The organism is Halomicronema hongdechloris C2206 (genome assembly GCF_002075285.3).
GTDB lineage: Bacteria > Cyanobacteriota > Cyanobacteriia > Phormidesmidales > Phormidesmidaceae > Halomicronema_B > Halomicronema_B hongdechloris.
The window spans coordinates 1,707,108-1,729,717 of the sequence record NZ_CP021983.2 but is presented as its reverse complement, the minus strand read 5'-3'; the positions used below and the strand labels follow the sequence as shown (position 1 = coordinate 1,729,717).

The 22,610-nt window shown below is 54.7% G+C and carries 20 protein-coding genes; 8 read left to right on the top strand and 12 right to left on the bottom strand.

Annotated features, from left to right (window positions below; all coding sequences use genetic code 11):
• The first annotated feature begins 12 nt into the window (after nt 1–12).
• The 3 genes from XM38_RS07805 to XM38_RS07795 are packed head-to-tail and all read left to right on the top strand — an operon-like array spanning nt 13 to nt 2,067.
• Nucleotides 13–207 (top strand): NAD(P)H dehydrogenase subunit NdhS, encoded by a 195-nt coding sequence (locus tag XM38_RS07805; RefSeq protein ID WP_080806116.1) that lies wholly within the window; start codon nt 13–15, stop codon nt 205–207.
• A 39-nt stretch (nt 208–246) separates the two neighbouring features.
• Nucleotides 247–888, top strand: a complete 642-nt coding sequence (locus tag XM38_RS07800; protein ID WP_080806117.1) for an HAS-barrel domain-containing protein — start codon at nt 247–249, stop codon at nt 886–888.
• A 3-nt stretch (nt 889–891) separates the two neighbouring features.
• The gene (locus tag XM38_RS07795; RefSeq protein ID WP_088429453.1) at nt 892–2,067 is read left to right on the top strand and encodes an NAD(P)/FAD-dependent oxidoreductase; all 1,176 of its coding nucleotides are present in this window, start codon (nt 892–894) and stop codon (nt 2,065–2,067) included.
• Between the two features lie 18 nt (nt 2,068–2,085).
• On the opposite strand, the gene aroF is transcribed toward XM38_RS07795, so the two are convergent.
• The 3 genes from aroF to XM38_RS07780 all read right to left on the bottom strand — a co-directional run bounded on the left by aroF (nt 2,086) and on the right by XM38_RS07780 (nt 4,263).
• Nucleotides 2,086–2,964, bottom strand: coding sequence for a 3-deoxy-7-phosphoheptulonate synthase (aroF, locus tag XM38_RS07790; RefSeq protein WP_225889450.1), 879 nt, complete (start codon nt 2,962–2,964; stop codon nt 2,086–2,088).
• Nucleotides 2,965–3,407: 443 nt separating this feature from the next.
• Complete coding sequence (locus tag XM38_RS07785; protein ID WP_080806220.1) at nt 3,408–3,800, bottom strand: RidA family protein; 393 nt, start codon at nt 3,798–3,800, stop codon at nt 3,408–3,410.
• Nucleotides 3,801–3,813: 13 nt separating this feature from the next.
• On the bottom strand, nt 3,814–4,263 hold the full coding sequence (locus tag XM38_RS07780) for an NUDIX domain-containing protein (protein ID WP_080806222.1): 450 nt from the start codon (nt 4,261–4,263) through the stop codon (nt 3,814–3,816).
• Nucleotides 4,264–4,505: 242 nt separating this feature from the next.
• Here XM38_RS07780 and malQ point away from each other — a divergent pair, with 242 nt between their 5' ends.
• Both malQ and ligA read left to right on the top strand, forming a co-directional pair.
• Complete coding sequence (gene malQ / locus XM38_RS07775) at nt 4,506–6,017, top strand: 4-alpha-glucanotransferase (protein WP_080806121.1); 1,512 nt, start codon at nt 4,506–4,508, stop codon at nt 6,015–6,017.
• Nucleotides 6,018–6,159: 142 nt separating this feature from the next.
• A complete protein-coding gene (gene ligA / locus XM38_RS07770) occupies nt 6,160–8,280 on the top strand; it encodes an NAD-dependent DNA ligase LigA (RefSeq protein ID WP_256995548.1) in 2,121 nt (706 codons plus the stop codon).
• A gap of 116 nt (nt 8,281–8,396) precedes the next feature.
• Here the strand turns inward: ligA and XM38_RS07765 are convergent, their stop codons facing one another.
• The 5 genes from XM38_RS07765 to XM38_RS07745 form a co-directional block, all read right to left on the bottom strand.
• Nucleotides 8,397–8,747 (bottom strand): hypothetical protein, encoded by a 351-nt coding sequence (locus XM38_RS07765; protein ID WP_080806122.1) that lies wholly within the window; start codon nt 8,745–8,747, stop codon nt 8,397–8,399.
• 99 nt (nt 8,748–8,846) lie between these two features.
• Complete coding sequence (locus XM38_RS07760) at nt 8,847–9,764, bottom strand: ABC transporter permease (RefSeq protein WP_080806124.1); 918 nt, start codon at nt 9,762–9,764, stop codon at nt 8,847–8,849.
• Between the two features lie 113 nt (nt 9,765–9,877).
• Entirely contained in the window at nt 9,878–10,903 is a 1,026-nt protein-coding gene (locus tag XM38_RS07755) for an ABC transporter ATP-binding protein (RefSeq protein ID WP_088429451.1), read from the bottom strand.
• 120 nt (nt 10,904–11,023) lie between these two features.
• Nucleotides 11,024–12,016: a heme o synthase gene (locus XM38_RS07750; protein WP_088431581.1), complete on the bottom strand. Its 993-nt coding sequence runs from the start codon at nt 12,014–12,016 to the stop codon at nt 11,024–11,026.
• A gap of 64 nt (nt 12,017–12,080) precedes the next feature.
• Nucleotides 12,081–13,019 carry a COX15/CtaA family protein gene (locus tag XM38_RS07745; RefSeq protein ID WP_088429449.1) on the bottom strand — a complete coding sequence of 313 codons (939 nt, stop codon included), beginning with the start codon at nt 13,017–13,019 and terminating at the stop codon, nt 12,081–12,083.
• Between the two features lie 369 nt (nt 13,020–13,388).
• Here XM38_RS07745 and XM38_RS07740 point away from each other — a divergent pair, with 369 nt between their 5' ends.
• Together XM38_RS07740 and XM38_RS07735 are read left to right on the top strand one after the other, a co-directional pair.
• Nucleotides 13,389–13,736, top strand: a complete 348-nt coding sequence (locus XM38_RS07740; RefSeq protein ID WP_080806128.1) for a hypothetical protein — start codon at nt 13,389–13,391, stop codon at nt 13,734–13,736.
• A gap of 115 nt (nt 13,737–13,851) precedes the next feature.
• Nucleotides 13,852–14,247 carry a hypothetical protein gene (locus XM38_RS07735; RefSeq protein WP_088429447.1) on the top strand — a complete coding sequence of 132 codons (396 nt, stop codon included), beginning with the start codon at nt 13,852–13,854 and terminating at the stop codon, nt 14,245–14,247.
• Nucleotides 14,248–14,291: 44 nt separating this feature from the next.
• Here XM38_RS07735 and XM38_RS07730 read toward each other — a convergent pair whose 3' ends face one another.
• The 4 genes from XM38_RS07730 to XM38_RS07715 all read right to left on the bottom strand — a co-directional run bounded on the left by XM38_RS07730 (nt 14,292) and on the right by XM38_RS07715 (nt 18,560).
• Entirely contained in the window at nt 14,292–15,047 is a 756-nt protein-coding gene (locus tag XM38_RS07730; protein ID WP_080806131.1) for a hypothetical protein, read from the bottom strand.
• Nucleotides 15,048–15,190: 143 nt separating this feature from the next.
• Complete coding sequence (locus XM38_RS07725; RefSeq protein ID WP_088429445.1) at nt 15,191–17,464, bottom strand: DUF3769 domain-containing protein; 2,274 nt, start codon at nt 17,462–17,464, stop codon at nt 15,191–15,193.
• Nucleotides 17,465–18,077: 613 nt separating this feature from the next.
• Nucleotides 18,078–18,194: a photosystem II reaction center protein I gene (locus XM38_RS07720; RefSeq protein ID WP_080806134.1), complete on the bottom strand. Its 117-nt coding sequence runs from the start codon at nt 18,192–18,194 to the stop codon at nt 18,078–18,080.
• A gap of 120 nt (nt 18,195–18,314) precedes the next feature.
• Entirely contained in the window at nt 18,315–18,560 is a 246-nt protein-coding gene (locus XM38_RS07715) for a hypothetical protein (RefSeq protein WP_137455043.1), read from the bottom strand.
• Between the two features lie 758 nt (nt 18,561–19,318).
• On the opposite strand from XM38_RS07715, the gene XM38_RS07710 reads away from it, so the two are divergent.
• Nucleotides 19,319–22,576, top strand: coding sequence for an alpha-mannosidase (locus XM38_RS07710; RefSeq protein ID WP_088429443.1), 3,258 nt, complete (start codon nt 19,319–19,321; stop codon nt 22,574–22,576).
• Nucleotides 22,577–22,610: the final 34 nt, after the last annotated feature.

The following is a 22,610-nucleotide window of genomic DNA, read 5'->3' as shown; positions in this document are numbered from 1 at the left end:
ACTAAGGTCGCTATGATATTTCCGGGTTCTGCGGTTCAAGTCACCAACGTCAATGACACCTACTATGGATTTCAAGGTCTCGTACAACGCATCACGGATGGCAAAGTCGCCGTGCTATTCGAGGGAGGAAACTGGGACAAGTTGGTAACCTTTGAGATGTCCGAGTTGGAACCCGCTGAAAACATTGCCAAGCGCGGCAAGAAGTAAGGGTATCCCTCGGGCTGTCCTCGCCATTAGGGTCTATCCATGCGCCTGCCCCTACCCCAATTCTCGGCCCAGGCCCGTCATCCTCGACACATCGCCGAGGTGATTGAGACTGCCACCCCTGAATTTTTGGCCCAGTGTCTAGAGCCAGAGGATTTGAGTTTTCCAGTCATGCCCCCCTTTGGCAGTTGGGTACGAGCCCAGGATGACGACTCGGGTAACGACATCTATGCCGTGGTCTACCACGCCACTACCAGCCCCATCGACTCGGTCCATCGAGCCCGGGCCCTGGGGTTGTCTCTAGAGGAACTGCGGCAGCAGCAGCCTCAAATCTTTGCCATGCTGCGCACCGAATTTCGGGCCGCCATCGTCGGCTTCCGGAGTGATGCCGCAGGCACCCTCTACCAACATCTACCGCCACGTCCCCCCCAAGTTCATCAGGCCGTTTATAGTTGCACCGCCAACGAGGTGCTGCAGTTCACAGACACCCTCGATTTCCTGCGTATCCTCCTAGATGTGGGCCAGGCTCCCGTGGATGGCTTGACGGCGGCAGTGATACGTCAAAGCTACCAACTGCGGCGGCTAGACCGGGATTGGCTGGTGCAGGCAGGTCGCCACTTGAGTATCCTGCTGAAGGATGATTACGATCGGCTGCGCAGTATCCTCAGCCAGATTCACCCCTGACCCATGCCCACCTTTGACTGGATTGTCGTCGGCAATGGCTTGGCCGGAGCCGCCCTCAGCTACGAGCTCGCTCGCCAGCAGTTTTCGGTCTTACTCCTGGATCGGGCCCTGCAGCCAGCGAGTGCAACTCGATTTAGCTATGGGGGCATTCCCTATTGGGCTGGCACTACGCCTCTTACCCGCCAGCTCTGTCGCGAGGGTATCGAACGTCACCGGCAGTTATCGGAAGAATTAGGGATTGACACCCAATTTCGGGAATTGGATCTGGTGTTGACTATTGCCGCTGGGGCTGAGGTTGAGACCGTTGCGGCCCCTTATCGGAAATGTGCTATTCCGCCACAGTTGATCTCGGCCGCCGCGGCTCAGCAGTTAGACCCCCTGTTGGATGCCTCGACTCTGGCGGCTGCCCTAACCGTACGCCATGGCCATGTCTCTCCCACTGCTCTGGTCGCAGCCTATAACCATGGCTTCCAGCAGCTGGGGGGCACCGTCATCATTGCCCCAGTGACGGGGCTGGTCCGGATTGGTGAGCGCGTCACGGGGGTGACTACCCCGCAACAAGCCTATGCGGCTGGCCACGTTGCGATCGCAGCTGGGGGCTACAGTCGGGTCCTGCTGAAACAAGCCGATCTCCCTATTCCCCTCTACTACACCCACGCCGAACTAATCGAGACCCCACCGCTCGACCTAACCCTGCGCACCCTGGTCATGCCCGCCGATGCTCAGCGGTTTCAATTGGAGGCCCAAGTCAGTGCCCCGACGACAGCTCCTCTGTGGGAACAACCAGGTCGGGAAATCGCTCCCCCCATCCTCGACAGCGGCGCCATCCAATTTCAAGACGGCCATCTTTGCATTGGCCAGATCAGCCGAGCCCTCAGCGATTTAGAGGCTGATATTGATGCCCAAGCCAGTGAAACTCAGCTACGGGCCGCCATCTGTCGCCACCTACCCAGCTTGAAAGGGGTACCGGGTACCTGGCATCACTGCCTGGTCAGCTTTAGTCGCGACGGCTTGCCCCTGGTCGGGCCTGTCGCCAATGTCACCGGAGTTCAGGTATTTACTGGCTTCAGCAGTCCCTTTGCCCTACTGCCGCCCACAGCTCAGCGCTTTGCCGCCTGGGCCACTGGCAAGCCCGATGATCTGATCAAGCAGATGACACCGGCCCGTTTCACTTCATAGGGTCGTCTTTAGTAAGGATTAAGCCGCTAGGGCAGCCCCATGGGTAGTCGCTGCTGGTATCCGCCGCCCCACGGCAGCAGCAATGGGCCGTAACTGTTCTACTAAGGCCACCATATCGTCTAGAGATAGGGCCTGGCGGGCATCTGATATCGACTGATCGGGTACCGGATGACACTCAACAATCAGACCATCGGCTCCCGCTGCAATCGCCGCTTTAGCCAGGGCCGGTACCAATTCCCGCTTGCCAGCCGCATGGCTGGGATCCACGATTACCGGCAAGTGGGTGATTTGCTTTAAGGCCACCACAGCCCCGAGATCCAGCACATTGCGAGTGTAGTTATCGAAGCTGCGAATGCCTCGCTCACAGAGTACTATTCCCGGATTTCCGTGGCTGACGATATACTCTGCCGCCATGACAAACTCTTCCAAGGTTGCCGCTAGGCCTCGCTTCAGCAAGACGGGTTTCTCAATTTCGCCTAGTGCTTTTAGCAAGTCGAAGTTTTGCATATTGCGACTGCCTACTTGCAACATGTCTACCCGATCTAGCATCGACTCAATCTGGTGAATCGCCATCACCTCGGTCACCACGGGCACCCTATGGTGACAGCGGATCTGGGCCAAAATATCGAGCCCCGCGTCGCCGGATCCCTGGAAGGAGTAGGGGGAGGTGCGGGGCTTGTAGACGCCGCCTCGAAGGGCTTGAATACCATGGGGCACAAGACACTGGGCCACCGTAGTCATTTGCCCTAGATTTTCCACCGTGCAGGGGCCACCAACGATGAGTAGATCGTCGGCTCCAACCGCCACCGTCGGCGTAATCGAAACCACACTCTGATGGTGAGGATTTGCTTTCAGGGTCAATTTGGCATCTTTCATGGTTGGGGTTCCTCGGGAAATTGCAGTAGGTCTCAGAAATCGTCGTCGTAACTCGTATCGCGCTTGGCAAACTGGCTAGCTTTCTGACTAAAAAGACCCGGAGGGCAGGCTCCGGGTCTGGTTAGCGGCATTGCCGTCTGTCCCTGGAGCCTATCCGGGTGAACCATAAAAGCTAAAAAACCAAAGACGTTGAGACAGCAGGGGCATCACAATCACATCGAGAGCATCAACACAGGAGTCAAATAGCCTGATAAAAACGGCCTGATAAGAACGGCCTGATCAAACAAAAACCGCAGAGGTCACTCTGCGGTCCACCGGAGGTTGGCATAGTAAAGCCCTTTCACCGCCGGTGAACCTCCATCAAAAACCAAAAATAGAACTGAGTTGCAAGCAGCATAGAAGGGACTCGGGAATTTCCAGCTATTCCTTATCTATAAAGAACTTAACAGGGGAATTTGACAACGTCAACTGATGACGGCCATGCACTCGATCTCAACCCGCACGTCCTTGGGCAGGCGGGCCACCTCGATACAGGCGCGGGCCGGAGCACTTTGGTCACTGAAGTAGGTAGCATAGGCCCCATTCATCGCGCCAAAGTCACTCATATCTTTCAGGAAGATGGTGGTCTTCACCACGTCCTCTAGGGTGGCCCCCGCAGCAACCAGAATCGCCTTGAGATTAGCCATACATTGGTGGGTCTGAGCGACGACGTCGTCACTGCTTATCAACTGGCCAGTCTCAGCATCCAAGGGGATCTGACCGGCAACAAATACCAATTGGCCGCTGGCCACGACGGCCTGGTTGTAGGGGCCTACCGGGGCAGGGGCATTGTCGGTCTGAATGATACGACGGGTCATGGGCATCAAGATTCTAAAGGGTTGAGGGGCGAGGACGCCGACCATAATGGCGATACTGCCAATAATCGCCCAGGATGCGATCGTGGTCAAAGCAGAGGGACGTTGGCATGTCCCAACTGTGGAACCAGGCCAGGTGTTTGGCATCATCACCGGCTTTGGGAATGCCTCTGGCGGTGGCGATAAACACCACGCTGAGGGTGTGTTTGCGCGGATCCCGCTGGGGATCAGAATAGACAAAGAACTGCTCGACTAAGGTGACCTCTAGGCTGGTTTCTTCCTGGGCCTCTCGCCGGGCTGCTGCTTCCGCCGATTCACCGTAGTCGATAAAACCTCCCGGCAGCGCCCAACCATAGGGGGGATTATGACGCTCAATCAGAATAATGGGACGGTGAGGACGATCCAGTAATTCGATGATCAGATCGACGGTGGGAGCAGGGTTACGGTAAAGGGTAGGGGCAGACATTGGCGTGGGATCTGTGAATTTCATGACAAGATCTGAGTTGCCAGCATAACCTGGAGATAGCCGCTGCCATAACGCCTGGGGCGGCTATAGGCCGGACAGCTCCTAGCGCTTGACCCGCGATGAGTCCATACTGTTCTGGCTATCTAGCTAAGGCTATAAATTCTTAGCAAGTCTCTGGCCATTCCCCTTAAGTGACCGGGGGGACCATGTTAGATTCAATGGGAACGTTTCATCGTATCCTAATGGCGTTTCAGCGAGCCAGCGGTATTCTTCTGCATCCCACGTCTTTACCTAGTCGCTTTGGTGTTGGTGACTTGGGCCCCGAAGCCTATGGTTTTGTCGATTTTCTGGCCGAGACGGGTCAGCAGATCTGGCAAGTGTTGCCCTTGGGACCCACGGGTCATGGCAATTCCCCGTACATGTCTTACTCGTCTATGGGGGGGAATCCTCTATTAATTAGTTTGGAGCAGTTGTGCGATCGCACCCTGCTGCAACCAGAGGATCTAGGGTCTCTGCCCGAGTTTCCCAAGGACTTTGTCGACTATGAACGGGTGATCCCGGCCAAGGCGGTTCCCCTAGAGAAAGCCGCCCACACTTTCCGCGCCCAAGCTAGCGACGCCGACCGAGACGCATTTCAGCACTTCTGTGTCGATCACGATTTCTGGCTAGACGAGTATGCCTTCTTCATGGCCTTGAAGCAGGCCCACCATGGGGCCAGTTGGTCCCAATGGGATGTGGCGATCGCCCGTCGCAAGCCTGAGGCCATGGCCGAGTGGCGGGCCAAGTTGGCGGATGACATCTTCTGCCACAAGTTTTTTCAGTTTGAATTCCATCGGCAATGGTCATCCTTGAAGCAGTACGCCAATGAGCGTGGTATTCAGATTGTCGGCGACATGCCCATTTATGTGGCCCATGATAGTGCCGATGTCTGGGGATTCCCAGAAAACTTCATGGTCGACATGGAGACCCTCAACCCCTCCCAGATGGCCGGGGTCCCCCCCGATTATTTCAGCGAGACCGGTCAACTTTGGGGCAATCCTACCTACAATTGGGCCGAACTGGAGAAAAGTGGCTTTCGCTGGTGGCTGCAGCGGTTGAAAGCGCTGCTGGATTACATTGATCTGATTCGCATCGACCACTTTCGGGGATTTCGCGCCTACTGGGCCATTCCCGAGGGAGAAGATACGGCCATTAACGGCCAGTGGATAGAGGCCCCCGGCGAAGCCTTCTTTGAAACGGTGAAACGGGAACTGGGCAGCCTACCAATCTTGGCAGAGGATCTGGGCATCATTACCCCTGATGTTGAAGCCTTGCGGGATAAATTTGACTTCCCCGGCATGAAGATCCTGCAGTTTGCCTTCGGCTCCGATAACAATAATCCCTATCTCCCCTTCAATTATTCCCGTAACTGCGTGGTCTACAGCGGTACCCACGACAATGACACCACCGTCGGCTGGTTTCATACAATTCCAGATTACGACCGTAGCCGCCTGATGATGTATCTGGGCTGCACCAGTCAGGCGGGCATTCACTGGGATGTGATTCGCCTGGCCTTGATGTCGGTGGCGAATCAAGCCATCTTTCCCCTACAAGACATCCTGGGACTGGGTAGCGAAGCCCGCATGAATTGTCCAGGCAAACCCGATGGCAATTGGACCTGGCGCTACCATGCCGATGTGCTAACGGACGAGGTGCGCCACCAACTGCGGGAGCTGACTCGCCTCTCTAACCGGGTACCGGCCCATTGGGATTAAGGACACGGCCAACCTCCGTGCTGTTTGGCCGCGGGGGCTAGGATATCAGCGCCTCAACTGGTCGGTCGGGCGTACTAGCCCGGGGGGCTACCTTAGGGGTCAGGGACGCTAGACTATGTTCTGGTGATAGCGCTAAGCAACAATGTCGGGGGCAACCGAATCGACTAACTCCACTACACGGCAGCGGGCCGAGGAGGTGCGATCTCACCTGCAGCGAGCCAGTTATGCCTACTACGTCCTCGATGATCCGATCATGGAGGACGAGGTTTACGATCGCCTCTATCGCGAACTACAGGACCTGGAGGCGGCTGATCCCGAGCTGATTACCCCCGATAGCCCCACCCAACGAGTCGGGGAGAAGCCCGCGGCCCAATTTCAGTCCTGTGCGCCACCGCATCCCCTTTACAGCCTAGAAAACGCCTTTCGACTCGAGGAGTTTCGGGCGGAAGAACGCTGGCGGCGACTAGCCCCAGAGCTAGCCCCAGAGGTGGAAGCTGCTGCCTACGTAGCCGAGCTTAAAATCGATGGCTCTGCCCTGGCCCTCACCTATGAGCATGGGGTGCTGGTGCGGGGCTACCCGCGGCGACGGCCTAGGCCGGGGAAGACATCACCCAGAATGTCAAAACCATTCGGACGATTCCGCTTGCGGTTGGCCCCTAGACCCTGCCCCAGCGTTGGTAGAAGTGCGAGGCGAAGCCTCCTCCCCCTAGATGTCTTTCAGGCCATCAACCAAGAGCGCGCAGCCAGGGGCGAGCCCCTTTTGCAATCCCCGCAATGCGGCAGCCGGCACCCTGAGGCAGCTAGATTCCCGCATCGTGCCCGACGACGGTTAGATTTCTTCCCCTACACCATGTATGTCGGCGGCAAAGAGGGCCTAGGAGACAGGGAAGAGGGAACAGACCGCCCCAGAAGAGGCGCAATCCAAACGTCCAACCTTTCCCTCAAGACCCAATGGCAAGCCCTAGACCGCTTAGAAGAGATGGGTTTTAAGGTCAACCCCTCATCGGCAACTATGCCCTCGGCTGAGGCGGTGCAGGACTATTACACTCACTGGGCCACCCCAGCGCCACGGCGTTGCCGTATCTCACCCGATGGGGTGGGGTCAAGCCCTCGACTCCTGGGGCTGCAGCAGGCCCTAGGATTCACCCAAAAGTTTCCCCGCTGGGCCATCGCCCTGAAGTATCCAGCCGAGGAGGCCCCCACCATCCTCCAGGAGGTGGGGTTTCAGGTGGGCCGTACCGGAGCTGTCACCCCTGTGGCCCGCTTGAATCCAGTGCAGTTGGCCGGGACCACCGTCTCCCGGGCGACCCTACACAATGTTGACCGCATCGCCGAGTTAGATGTTCATATTGGCGACACGGTGGTCCTGCGCAAAGCCGGGGAAATTATTCCCGAGGTACTGCGGGTGATGCCGGCTCTGCGCCCCCCAGAGGCCCCGCCGGTGACCATGCCCAGTCACTGTCCTGAGTGTGGGGAACCCCTAGTGAAGCCGGCAGAGGAAGCGATCACCCGCTGCATCAATACCTCCTGTCCAGCCATCGTCCAGGGAGCCCTGCTCCATTGGGCCAGCCGCGATGCCTTAGATATTGATGGTGTCGGGGAAAAGTGGATCCAGCAGTGGGTAGAGCAGGGGCTGGTCCACTCTGTGGCCGACCTCTATGAGCTCACGGTGGCCGATCTATTACCACTAGAGCGTATGGGGCCGCAATTGGCCCAGAAACTGGTGGCTGCGATCGCAGCCTCAAAGACTAAACCCTGGTCTCGGGTGCTGTATGGATTGGGCATTCGCCATGTGGGCAGCGTTAACGCCCAACTGCTGGTCCAACATTTCAGGGATGTCGACGCGCTAGCCGCTGCCGCCCCAGAGGCGATCACGGCAGTCTACGGCATTGGCCCGGAAATCGCCCAATCCGTCTATCAGTGGTTTCGTGTTCCTGCCAACCAAACTCTAATTGAGCACCTGAAGCAGGTGGGCCTGCAGTTGGCTAACCAGGCCCCAGAGGCCCCTAGCCCCGAAGCCCGCTCCCTGAGCGGCAAAACCTTTGTGCTCACCGGTAGCCTCCCCAGCCTCACCCGCAGCGAGGCCAAGGCCAAGATCGAGGACGCTGGCGGCAAAGTCACCAGCTCCGTCAGCCGCAAGACCGACTATGTCGTCGTCGGTCGCGAGGCTGGCTCCAAGCTAGAAACCGCCAAGCAGCTCGATATCCCCCAATTGAGCGAGGCTGACTTGTTGGCCCTGTTGGCCCACTCAGCAGACGCCTAAATACCAAATCTGGAAGATTAAGCTATCTAACAAGCATCTAAAGCCACCTGCCATTGCTGGGAGCAGGGGCTCAGCATGGGGTGCTCTCAACTGGGCGAATATCCCTCAGGCCAGCACTACTGGACCGCCTCGTCCGACTCAGGAGCAGGGGCCGGAGAGGCCTGCGGTTGCGATCGCAACGCCTCCTGCTGCTGCTGGCGAAAGTTCCTAACCTCATCCGAGATCCGACCCTGTTGGCGCTGATTAAAATCGGACAGGGAGGTGCCATTGCGCATCAGCTGATGAATCAGCTGCATCGGCCCTAGATCGCTGTTAAAGGGATCACTACTGCGCTCGGGCCCCTGCAGATCTTCGAGGGGATCAATATCAGCTGCTTCTTGGGCAGAGGCGACGGGAGCAGCAACGATACCCACCGCAGCCACCAGCCCAACTACCCATAGCCAGTTACATCGAGTCAGGCAAACCATAGCATCAACACCACAACATGATGATCACGAGGGTAAGGACATACCCCCATGGCTCAGACTATAGCAAAGATGACACCGATTGGCGCCATCACCGTGCCACTAAACCAAGCGGCGACGCAATAGCGGTTGAATCAAGGCCAGAGCCAAGGCGCTGAAGCCTACCAGCACTCCCAGGCAAGCCCCCAGGGAAATATCGGCAAAGGGAGCCGCCATCACCACACTGCCCAGAGTCCAATTGCCATGCACATAGATGTGGCGGATGGGCTCAATGGCATAGCTGAGAGGATTGAGGCTAGCCACCACCTGCAACCAACCCGGCATGAATGACAGAGGCACCAGGGCTGTACTGGCAAATAGCAGGGGCAAATTGGTGACGAAAATCACGGCAATCAACTCAATGTGACCAGGCAGGGCAAAGGCCAATCCTAGACTCAGGGCCGTTACTCCCAGCACTAGAGTCAAGACGATACCCACCACTAGAGCCAAGCCGGTTAATCCCGGTAGTCCAGCCCCCAGCACTGCACTGAGGCCAATAATGGCAGCCGTCTGCACCAAACTCATGGCAGCAATGAAGAGAGCCGAGGCCACCACAATGGAATAACGGGAGGCCAAAGGCGCCACCAGAAACCGGTTCAGAAACCCGAATTCCCGATCAAACATCACCGGCAACCCAGCATTGAGAGCTCCCCCAAAGGCCGTAAACACAATGATGCCAGCTCCTAAAAACTGACCATAGTTCTGGCTTTCTCCGAACAACCCCGAGGGCACATTTTGGAACAGGGCTCCAAATAACACCAGCCAGATCAATGGCTGGATCACACCCGCCACCAGAGTAGAGGGTCGGCGCTGCAATTGAATGAACAGCCGCCGGGTCATGGCCAGGGTTTCCTGCACAAAGGCCCCTGACCATATGCCCGGGGTGTCAGTCGTACGTTGTTTCCACTGCTGCAACTGGGGATTGACAATGGCGTTGACTCGGTCAAGGTCAGGAGTTTGGGGAGTCGTGGTCGCACTCATGGGCATGCCTCTTACACAAACGACTGGCAGTTACTACTCAACAATCAGATCACGAAGACCAGAGAGCACAGACAGGTTTATCTGACTTCTGTGATCCAGGGATAACTCGGCCCCTAGGAGCCTTGCATGGCCTGCTTACGCTCAGCCTTCAAGTTGCGAGCCCCAACCGCTGCTAGTTCTGCATCCATCAGAGTACGGCCCGTGGCCGCTAGATAGACATCATCCAAGCTGGGCCGGGATTGCGAAATTCCAAAGACAGGCAGTCCGGCGGACTTGAGGGCCTGCTGCACGATCAGCAGAGCATCGGACTGGGGATCGACGACTAGATTGAGGGAATTGCCTTGGGCACTATTGACAATCACATCTTGTACCAGGGGTAGTTGTTCTAGTAGGTGCCGAGCCGATTCGGCTTCATCGTCGGGGGTAAATTCCCGCAGACGCAGGGTAATACGATCTCCCCCTACTTTGTCCTTCAGCTCACTAGGGGTGCCCCGAGCAATGACAATGCCGCGATCGATGATGGCTACCCGATCGGCCAAGGCATCCACTTCTTCTAGGTAATGACTGGTCAAGAGGATGGTGGTGCCGGCCGCCTTGAGTCGACGCAAGAACTGCCAGAAGATGCTGCGAGATTCGATATCGAGACCCACAGTGGGCTCATCTAATACCAACACATCTGGCTGATGCAGCAATCCCAGAGCCAAATCCAAACGCTTTTTCAGTCCCCCAGAGTAAGTGCCGCTCTTTTGATCGATCCAGTCCTGCAGCTCTAACAGCGCCACCATCTGCTCGATGCGATCGCGACTCACCGACGCTGGCAAATGATAGATATCTGCCTGTAGTTGCAATAATTCTCGCCCCGTCAGTACCTTGTCCAGGGCGACCTCTTGAGCAATATAGCCCAAACATTGACGGGCAGCCTTGGGATTCGCCAACACCGATATGCCATTCACCTCCACTTGGCCAGCGTCAGGGGTGGTGAGAGTACAGAGGCAACGAATCGTGGTAGTTTTACCGGCTCCATTGGGTCCCAGCAAGCCAAAGATTTCTCCCGGTTGAATGGTGAGGGACACATCTTTAACGGCTTCAGTCGAGCCGTAGCGTTTCTGCAGGCCATTGATCAGGACAGCGGCAGACATACTAAAACCGGCAACGTTTGTTTACATAGTGTTATTCTACCGAACCCTGATGCCTGCCATCGACACTGACCTTCCCTAGCCGGTCCTCAAGATCATTCCAGGAACTGCTCCTTACGACGATTAAGACGCCGCTAAGGCCGGTATGGCAGCAGCCAAAAGATTCAGGTGAGTTCCCAAAGTCGTCACTAGATGATGGGTCACAGGCAAACTATCGATCACCATGCCCAGGGACAACAGCATCATATAAGCAATCGAATATTTGAACAGATTGCGGGCCAAATCCCGGTCAGACGGCATTTTCAACAGGGACCAGGCTTTCCGTAAGAAGATCCAGCCTAAGCCCACTGCCAAGATGCCATAAACCACGCCAGTAGCCGCCAAGGGATATACCATCAGTAGCGTCAGAGGCACCAATACCAGGGTGTAATACCAGATCTGCCGAGCCGTCACTTGATCGCCCACTACCACCGGCAGCATAGGCACACCGACCTTGGCGTAATCATCTTGAATCAGCAGCGCCAATCCCCAGAAGTGAGGCGGTGTCCAGACAAAGACGATGAGGAAAAACAACCATGCTGTCCACCCTAATTCCCCAGTCACGGCAGCCCAGCCTACCAGGGGAGGAATGGCCCCAGCGGCCCCACCGATGACGATGTTTTGAGTCGAGGATCGCTTTAACCAGTAGGTATATACCCCTACATAGACGCCGATGCCAGCCATGGCCAGACAGGCACTCAAGAGATTAGCCACCCAGGCTTGCAGACCAAACGCTATCAGGGCCAACGTCCCGGCAAAGAGCAGGGCATCCCGCAACTGCACCCGACCCGAGGGAATCGGTCGATGCCGGGTTCGCTCCATGGCGAAGTCGATATCTCGATCGTAGATGCAATTAACTGTCTGGGCTGACGCCGCCGCTAGGGCACCGCTCAGTAAGGTGATCACTAGCAGTAAGGGATCTAAGTGTCCCTCAGCCGCCACCCACATACTGGCTGCCGTTTCAATCAGCAGTAACGGAATGATGCGGGGCTTAGTCAACTGCCAGTAGCTGCGCAACACTTGGCGCAGGTTGCTGTGGTGGCGGTTGACTGGATTCAAGGTACTAGATTGACTCATGGTGAGAATGTCTTCAGTGGACGTTAGCAGCAGGTCTGGGTGGTACCAATTCGCATCGGATCGATTAGCCGAGGGATGACGGTAGGGATTCACTCCATTGGCGAGAAGAGATGCGATCGCGCCAGGCTAACACCGAAAAACAGACCAGCGTCCCCAATAGCATCGCTCCGACAGCCTGATGGGCTACCGTTAGTGGCTCCACCTGCAGCCTGAGGCGAAAGGTCGCGACTCCTAACAAAATTTGAACGACCAGACAAATCCCAGCCCCATTGGCTAATTGTCTTAAATGGAGATGCAAGGCTGGTGTACGCCATGCCATCAGCACCACCCCTAGGGTGACCAAGGTTGGCGGGACGACGCCAATGATATGGCTATTCATCACCTGGCACAGCTCCGCCAGACCAAAGCACTGGTGCGCTGCCCAGCGAGAGGCTACTAGGCCACCTAACAAACTTTGGCCATATACCAACACAGCGGCCAACAAACTGAGCCAGGGTAGCTTGCCGACTGTTCCAGTAGCCTGATAAGGCAGTAAGCCAGTACCAATCATCAATACCGAGCAAAAGAATAGCAGCGCGGTGCCCAAATGAGCGGTGACAATGTCAAACCGCAGCAATTGAGTGACCGTCAGTCCCCCTAGAAGCCCCTGCACTAAAACCAATAGCAGCGCTCCCAAAGCCGCCCACGGCAGCCAACGCGGCAACTTCTGTCGATACCAGGTGCCTAAGACACACAGCCATAAGGCCATCAAGCCGATCAACGCCGCATCTAAGCGATGAAACCATTCCAGAAATACCTGTAGATTCATCTGCTGCCGCGGCACCAACTGTCCATAGCACAGGGGCCAATCCGGACAGGCCAATCCGGCATTCATGACCCGAGTCGCGCTACCAACCGCCATGAGGACCAGAGTCGCTAGGGCTAGTTTCCATACCAGTCGCCTCACCCGAACAATCGGATGCAAGTGGGGAGCAGGCAGCACCGAGGTAATTAACGACCCCATCAACGGGGTAGAGGACGATAAAGAGGTATTTACTGACATTGCTTCATGGCTCTGATAAATAAACCGGATGGCTCCGAGAGTTTAACAAATCGTCGCAAATTCAGGAGTAACTCTCCAGTATCAACCGCCTAGAAGCCATCTCCGTTGCCTTCTACTTTAGGGAGGTGAAACCGCAGAGGGCGAAAGCTTTAGGGTTTTCTTCGGAATTGAAACCCCTATGACTCCGGGGCCAAAACTCAATGATTTGTTACAAAAACATTTTTGATCTTATGCTCTCGCTGACTCTAGCTAAGCCTCTTGGCGATTCCCTTGACTGCAGTGTTCTGGTCATAGGCAGAATGGAGAGCGGTGTCACCGTGAGACTCTACAATGGCTTCCCAGATCACTGTCAACTTAGTCCAGGGTTCAATTCGTTTCAGCTTCTCCCCAGAAGCCGCCAGGGAGCTCAAAGCAGCCCTGGCCACCTTAGTCAGTCGCTTAAAGACGATTGCTAACCGTACCAGTGCTGGGGAAGCCCGGCAGCCAGAAGAGGCCATGGAATACCAACATACTGGAGATGTCTTCTTGGAAGTCTTTTGTAATCCCAACATTTGGCCTAGTCCCTTCGCTGCCAAGGTTTTGCTCACGGTCAGGGACGAGCGCATTCGCATCACGACCGAGGCTGAACTGACTCGCTTGGTGGAAGACCTGAATCAGTATTTAGGTCAGACTCCATGAGCAACGGTAGAATCGAGACAGCATCGTGCCATAGACGACTACTCATCCAGCAACGGTAGTCGTTTCATTACACGTCTTACCCGTTAGTTGTTTGCAGATTATCCACGGAGGTCCCATGAATCCCGATACCGTTACCCACGCTGTTCAGAAAGGGGTTCGGGTTACCCTCGGCGCGACTGCGACGTTAATCGAGGCTCTTCAGGACCCTCAAGGGGTACGCGAACGATTCTCTTCCGTCGGCACCGATTTCAACCGCTTAGCTGAAGAACTCGAAAGCCAAGGTGTCCTCACAGAGCAAGAGGCTCGAAAATTTGTTGACTCAGTCGCGACCCAAATGCCATCCCCCTTTGCCCAGGGGGCGTCATCTGACGGTGCAACCAGCCCATCAACGCCATCATCGGGCCCCAAGGTGGATGCTGCGTTACAAGCCGATCTCGCCGAGCTCAATCAACAGTTAACCCAAATCCGTGAGGACTTAGAGGCGCTTAAGCAGCAAGGCCCATCAGCATAATTGAGCGGTAGGCTACTAGGAGTTAATTAACTCACGGGATACGACTAGTAACTCCCTGAATAATGGAGAGACTGAGCGACAGCTTGCAAACGGTGATAGAAGAGAGAATGCTGGCCCTCTGGAACGAAAGGCTGAATGGGTTGGGGATGCTCGGTGTTGACCACTGAGGAATGATTGTCTTGGGCACTTGATGCCACAGTAGCTAGGGAGATCGGTTGGAATGGAGGAATCCCTCCAAAGCGATCTGCCACCAACTTGCCATAGCGACAAGAAAGGGAACTAGAGGCTGATGTCGATAAAGCCTCGGTGGCCGAGGTTTCCGCATGGGTGACCGCTAATGAGGCAGGATGCACATCTTGGTTCTCAGTGCTAAAACGGGATGACCCTGGTCCTGAAGAGGGGATTGAATTGTCAGATGAGTTTGGATCTGGCGGGAGGGAGTTGTCGGTAGTTGAGGAGGAAGAGGAAGGAGAGGCGGGCTTACTTGGAGACAATGGGCTCATCGCCCGTTGCTGACAAGGGTCAATGGAACTACAAATCATCCGATCAAAGTCACCGCTAAAGTGACGTAGTGGATATCCTCGACGACTCCAAAGGCAGAGAATTTGATGCACTGAGACCACTTTGTAGCGCCCTTGATACAAGGCTTCAACGATAGCCATAGGGATCCAGGTAGGCTCGAATTCCTGTTGCCAGGCCATCAACAATTGGCACTCTTGCCAACCGCCTAGATCGAAGCTGTAGGCTCGCAAGAGCGATTTTGCTTGCTCTAAGTCAGGGGGAAGGGGAGACAGCTCCATGATTCTTCGTCAACCAGTCCCACAGCAGTGACGTCGACTGTGATAGCGCCGCCGCCGCTGCGCTCGTTTAGATGGCTATATTAGACGGCTATAGATGCTGTCAGTGTAGCTCAGAGGAGATGCGATCGCACATGGCTCCACCGCTACCGCACCATTCCCCCGTCCACAGTACGAATATCAGAGCCACCAAAGGCCTCTGATTGACCAGTCCAGGTAAAGTCACTGAGGCGAAAGCCAATGAAGCCAGTATCCCGCTCCGGATTAATGCTAACGACGATGCCGTAGGTCCGACGACTATACTCCAGAATAAAGTCCGTACTAATTTCTTCCCCAGTATCTAAGTTGATCGATGTCTGAAATCCCAGCAACCAAGGGCCATAAATTTGCTGCACAATCCCTCCAGAGAGTGTGTTTCTATCCACATCGCGATCAAACAAAAACGGCGAGGATGCCTCCCCTGTAATCGACTTTGAGTAGGTGATATTAAAGCGAGTGTAATCCAGGAATGAGTCAGAGAAGTGACCCACTTGTCCCCGCAGGCTGAGGCTACCGCGCAGGCTAACCTGGGTATCGTCACTGCTATAGTAAGTCCCCACGCCTCGCAATCCCACCGCGAAACTCAGATAGGGCACAATCGGGTTGGGCGTGAAGCGCAGCCCCTGATCACGGGTGGCTGGTAAGGCCTCCCCCCGCCAGAGAGAAAAGCTCCGACTGAGGGCGGCACTGCCTTGGAAGCGAAACAACCCAATCAATCCTTGAGCGGAACCAGTGGCCCCCAACAAATCGGCTTGATCGGTTTCCGCCGTAATAAACTGGGCTGAGCCCTGATAGCTGAGATTAATTCCCGTATCTCCCAGAGCAATCGACGGTGAGGTCAGCACTGCCCCAGCACTGGTCTGCACATCCTGAAATCCTAGACTGCCATTAAACAGACGGTCCCGAAAACTATAGTCCAAAGATAACTGGTGATCACCAATGGGATGACGAGTCCCGACATTAGCGCGTAGCCGGTCGTCGACATCCTCAAGATCAAGCCCTGAGAAATTAGCCGTGGCCTGAAACGATGACCGGGAGCCAATCGGCCCCCTCGCCGTTGCCACCAACCCATAACTAGCTGGATCGGTGACGCCATCCCCGGCAAAAGAGCGCTCCACTAGAAATTGGGGCGTCACCGACAGTTGCGCAGGACCCAGTCTAATCGGAGGTAATGAGCGTTCTACAAAAAATCCATCCCGATCACGACCATCAATGCCAAGCCCAGTCGGCAAGGGACTGAATTGCTCAGGCGGCCCCTCTCCTTTTTGAATCCGAAACCGCGATCGCAACAGAGGCAGTGAAAATCCCTGATCGAAGACGATCCGGGCATTAGAGAGTTGTAGTTCATCTTCGAACTCATTGATCGGCACCAAGCGGGCCGCATCGGCTCGAATCTCCAACTCAGGGGGAGAAAAGGGATCGTTGGTCAACCGGACCGCAGTGGCTCGCCACCCCTCGGCATCAAATTCGATGTGATCCGCCTCAAACCGCAGCTGTTGCACCTCGCCACCAGCCTCAAGGTTACCAGGCCGGTTATCATCGGTCTCAGTCCCAAATACCAGCCCCCCAGTGCTCCTGACATCCGAAATGGGTTGCGGTGCCCGGGGCCGAAACTCTTGATCGGAACTGATATCGGTTGGCAGAGGAGGAGCCGTGTCTTCTTCAATAGTGCCCAGGAAAATCTCACCACGCCCCTGTTCCACAGTGCCAGAGCCCTGAGCGATGTTATAGGTCGCCTGATCCCCACGCAGTAGTTGCTCGCCAGCAGTAATCCGCACATTCTCTTCAGCCAGGGAATACTGATTGGGCAGGTTAAGCCAGAGGCGTTCAGACCACAGCTGAAAATCTCCCACCTGCATCCACACATCTCCCTCGGCCATGACCCGTTGATTAAGCTGGTCGTAGTCTTGCCGATCCGCCTGCAGCACCACAGGAATTCCTGGTCCTGGCGGTTCTCCCTGGGGGCGCCGTCTATCAGTACGCAATCGCTGGGCAGGCACTCCCCCATCTTGCCAAGGAGATGTTTGCAGCTCCGCCGCCGTCTCAGGCAGATTTTCCTGGGCGACTGCGTCCGTCAGACTAGTATATGCAGTGACCGGATCCGTAGAGAGAACCTCAGCCGAGACTACAACGTACTGATCGACCACCTCTTCAGAGGAGACCTTTCTGTGACCATTCACCTCAGTATTGCTTCTAGACGCAGGGATAGGGCGCATTCCTGCGGTTAGGGCAGGCGTTTCGGGCTCACTCAGGGCCATCGGTAACTGAGGACCTGAGTCTAACACCCCGTTCGTAGTTTGGTGTTCAACCTGTACAAGCTGTTCTGACGGTACATTAGCCGTAGCTGGTAAGACATCAACTGGAATCAGCGGATAAGGCATAGACACCACCAAAATAAACCTTGCCCAAGTCCAACCTTGAGTATTGCCTCAAGAAAGCTGCAATACCCAAGCTAGACTTGGGACAGTTAGCCCCCATCTGAGCCAGCTCTCCCATAAAAGAGCCTGCCCAGTTTAAAAACCCAGCAGGACATTTACAGGAATGCTTTTGCAGTTACCCCTGATAGAGAACACAGTAGATTTGCAATTTCCCCAGCTCTTAGGCTACAGAAATAGATGACTCCGGGCAAAAGCTAGCCCCAGAGACTCACCTCAAGCAACTCCAGATTCTAGATTAGATTTAGCAAAAATCACAAGCCACTTGGATAGCGTGATATTTATCCAATGCCTATGTATGTTTAGAGCATTCGGCATTGAGCCTATCGCTGATCCAAGAGCTTACCTGATTCCTAATAGCCTCAAACTCTAACAAAACGCCAGCCCTAGCCTCGCCCCTACGAGTAGGCAACAAGAAAGCCACTGACTATAGCCTGAGAACCAATATAAAGCTATGCGATGACTATGCAGGCATCTCAGTCAATTTAGAAATCTTAGTTAGCTTTCGATGGAGAGGAGCCCTGCAGTTGTGACTGCGTCGGGCTCCTCTAGCTTAGAGCTATTCTAGGTCCTGACGACCTGGATTCCGAGAGGGATCGCCACTCAGAAATCCAAAGACAAACAGGGACACAAAAAAGATAACCACAAGGGATACAACGATTTTCAGCGTCAGCATTGAGTCACTCCAAATGCACGCAATAGCTACAGGTATTTTATCGCTAAATGGGGACAGGCTAGCAGATCATCCTGTCAGACATCCATCAGAACCATCCCAGGTCATAGCTTCTCATGGTGGTTAACGACGGGGCTCAACTGATTCAGGTTCCTGCACTGGCCCCTTCACTGTGAACCGTGACAATTCGGAGTCCTTGGCATTTTCGACAATGGAGACCCACCACCAACGCCAGAGTCGTTGTAAGCAAGATTCTAGCCAGAGGAGACCGCGGTCGATCCATCGCAATAGCTTTACCAGTGGATGATCAACGTAGCCCACAGTAGTTGCCGGCGTCTCAATCCAGGGCGATTTATTGGTTCTTGCCATCGTCGCCCTGCCTATCATGGCCGCGACAGTAGCAGCCGACGATGCTCCCTCTATGGCCGGACTAGTAGGTACCGTACTAGCAGTAGCATATCCCTGAGCTAGGGTAGTGCCCGCACTGGCATGAGAAGGGATTTGACTAGCAGGTGCGATCGCATCTCGACTATCTGAGTAGCGTAGTCCTCTTATCACCCTTGTCCACGTTAACTGAGTAGCCCGGTCACCTGACAGTAGTAGTCCAGAGTTCCGAGGTGATAACGCCTGAAGTTTATTTGAAAATTTTCGAATACTACGGGGAGACAAGGCGCTAGCTATCCAACGCCGCAACGATCCCCACGGTGTTATGTTACTCTCGGTACTCGCCACCCTGACCTGGCTTGGTGGGGACGCCTGCAAAGGACATCTTAGAATTAATCGATGCCACCAGCGCTGGGATACAGCCATGATGCTAGTCGTCCCCGGTATCTCAGCAGGTACCTGAGGAAATGAACCTGGCTGCAACCGTTGCCACAGACTCCGACATTGAGTCCCCAAGGTCCGATGTATAGGCCTTTCCCGTAAGACCACGTACACTGGGTAGAGCACAGCCTGCAGACCCCATTGGGCCGTTACTCTCATTTGCCGGGCCGATCGGCCGCAGAACTCAGACAATTGCCTAGATACAACCATGAGTCGGCGCAGGAGGCGACTACGAAATGGGCGAGATGAAGATGCCATAACCAGCTAGGCGTCCATATCAGTGTCTTGATTCTATCGAAGGTATGGCCCCGACCCAACCATCCCAACCACTTACCACGACTGCCACCACCATTGAGCGCCTGCGTCAGCTAAGCCAGACGAGTATCCAATCCAGCTGGCACTGGGCCCACACCGATGTCTCGATTCTAGGCAGTCTCCAGCAGGACTCCTGGTCCACCTGGCCTATCGCTCCCCTCAACCAGCGCCAGCACATCGCCTGGCCTCGAGGGCAACACCCCCTCTGGCTATGTCAACGGATCACTGTTCCCGAAACCCTCCACGGCTATCTCGTCCAAGATCAACAGTTAAAACTAGCCCTAACCTGGTGGGCCGAGCAGGCGCAAATTTTCCTGGATGGGGCGTTAGTTCAAGCAGGCGATCTATTTGACTGTTTCACCCGCATCCACCTGAGTTCAGCAGTGCAGCCAGGCCAAAGTTTTATTATCGCGCTGCGACTCATCAGTCCAGGGCATGACGATGGTGCCTTGGTGCGATCGCACCTGATCTACGAAGCCCAGCCAAACGAACCCATAGAACCAGGATTTCTAGCCGACGAGTTAAGCGTCTTACAGCTTTACCTAACCCACTTCGCTCCCGACCAACAGTCCCATCTAGACACTGCCTTAAGGCAGATAAATTGGGCCAACCTCAGCCACCGAGACCATTTCCATCAGTCCCTCGAAACCCTACGCCATCATCTCGCTCCTCTGGGAACCTGGATCAAACAGCGGCAAATCCATCTACTAGGCCATGCCCATCTAGATCTAGCCTGGTTATGGCCCCTCGAAGACACCTGGCTAGCCGCAGAGCGCACCTTCCACTCAGTATTATCCCTGCAGCAAACTTTTACAGAGCTCACTTACACCCATTCCAGTCCGGCCCTATTCGCTTGGCTCGAGGTCAACCGTTCCGACCTATTTCAATCGATACAATATCAAGTCAGATCGAGACGTTGGGCCGTTGATGCCGGACTCTGGGTAGAACCCGAACTAAATTTGATCAGTGGTGAGTCCATCACCCGCCAAATTTTATATGGTCAACGCTATTGCCAAGACAAATTTGGCCACATCAGCCCTATCGCTTGGCTACCCGATAGCTTTGGGTTCTGCTGGCAACTCCCTCAACTACTCGCCCAGGGAGGTATTCGCTACTTTGCTACCCAAAAACTACGCTGGAATGACACTAATCCCTTTCCCCACGATCTATTTTGGTGGCAAGGACTCGACGGCACACGCATTCTCAGTCTTACCCTGCCCCCCATCGGCAGCGACATCGATCCTCTGACCATGGCTACCTATGCCTGCGATTGGGAAACCAAAACTGGGTTACCAGAAGCACTCTGGTTACCCGGCATCGGAGATCATGGCGGCGGTCCCACCCAAGACATGTTAGACAAAGCTCACCGATGGGCCACCTCTCCCTTCTTTCCACGCCTTACCTTTACCCATGCCGTTGACTTTCTCCAAACTCTAGAAACCCGCTTAGCAAGCCCCCCTCACCAGCATTCCTCACTTACCGATATCTCTCTAGCTCCTAATGCTTCGTCTGCAAAGTCGAAAACAAATGATATCGATACCTCTTCCCCATCTGATTCTGATCAAGACCTATCCCTACCCGTCTGGCATAACGAACTCTACCTGGAACTTCACCGCGGCTGTTACACCACCCATGCCGACCAGAAATGGTACAACCGCCGCTGTGAGGATCTACTCTATCAGGCAGAACTCTTTTCATCACTAGCTACCCTACTCACCGACCACGCTTATCCCAAAGCTGAGCTAGAAACTGCTTGGAAACAGGTTCTCTTCAATCAATTTCACGACATCTTGCCGGGTTCTGCTATTCCCGATGTCTTTCAAACCGCAAACGACACCTGGCAGACTGCCCTAGCCACAGCCAAGCGACTCCTTGATCAAGCCTTAGCTACCATCACACAGACACTGCCCCAACCCCATGCCCCCAGCAATACAGCAATCCCGATTTTCATCTTCAATCCTCTCAATTGGAAACGCAGCGAAGTAGTCACAATCACACCCCCACCATCTTCCTCTACCAAGCATCTGTGGTGCATTCAAGATAGTAAGGGTCGTCATGTACCCCATCAGAAACAGGATCAACTTATCCAAGTCCCTGAGGCTCTTCACTTTCTAGCAACTGACATTCCCTCGATTGGTTACCGGCTCTTCTGGTTATCCCAGCAAGAAACCTCCTCAATCCCCACATCCAAAAACTGTCCAGACTGGAGTTTAGAAAATACTTTCCTAAAAGTAACTATTGACCCTTGCAGTGGCGACCTCAGCAACATTGTTGACAAAAGGACTCAACGGGAAATTCTCAGCGGCCCAGGTAATCAACTTCAGGCTTTTGTAGACAAAGGTCAGTACTGGGACGCCTGGAATATTGCCCCCGACTATGCTGAACATCCCCTTCCCTCCACCACCCTCAACACAATTCAGTGGATTGAATCAGGTCCCATCCGCCAGCGGCTGAGGGTGATTCGAAGTTTAAATCGTTCGACCTTCACTCAAGATTATGTGCTGGATGTAGAGTCCTCCCTACTAAAGATCGAAACCTGGGTGGATTGGCAAGAATCTCAAGTCATGGTCAAAGCAGCCTTCCCACTGACAATCACCACCGACGTTGCCACCTATGAGATTCCATATGGAACCATTACCCGTCCCACTATTCCCCAAACAGACGAAGACAAAGCTAAATGGGAAGTCCCTGCCTTACGCTGGGCTAGCCTCGGCACATCCGATTACAGTATCAGCTTACTAACAACCTGCAAACACGGATTTGACAGCCAGCCCAGCCAACTCAGGCTTACTCTTCTAAAGGCTCCTCTATGGCCCGATCCCAAAGCAGATAGAGGCAAGCATCACTTTACCTACGCAATTTACCCCCACCTTGGTCCTTTATCAGCCAAGCATATGACTCGCAAAGCCCATGGGCTCAATATTCCCATTCAAGCAAGGCTACACCGGCCCAATACTCTTGCTCCTGATGGAGATCCGTGGCGCAGCTTCTTATCCCTAGGTGACAGTAGCTTAGTACTGTCATCCCTCAAGCTATGCGAAGATGACTCCCAAGGTTTCATTTTGCGATGCTATGAATCTCAAGGAGAAACCACAACCCTTAACTTAAAAACGTCTCTTAATTTAGACATCCAATATTCAACCGACATCCTGGAAAATCGGCTAGATAGCCAAGTAAAGCATACCCCTAGCACTGTATCTATCTTACCCTGGGGGATTCTAAATCTATGCCTTAAACGCCCTTAAGATTTGACATAAAGCTAAACCCCCTACCATCGGC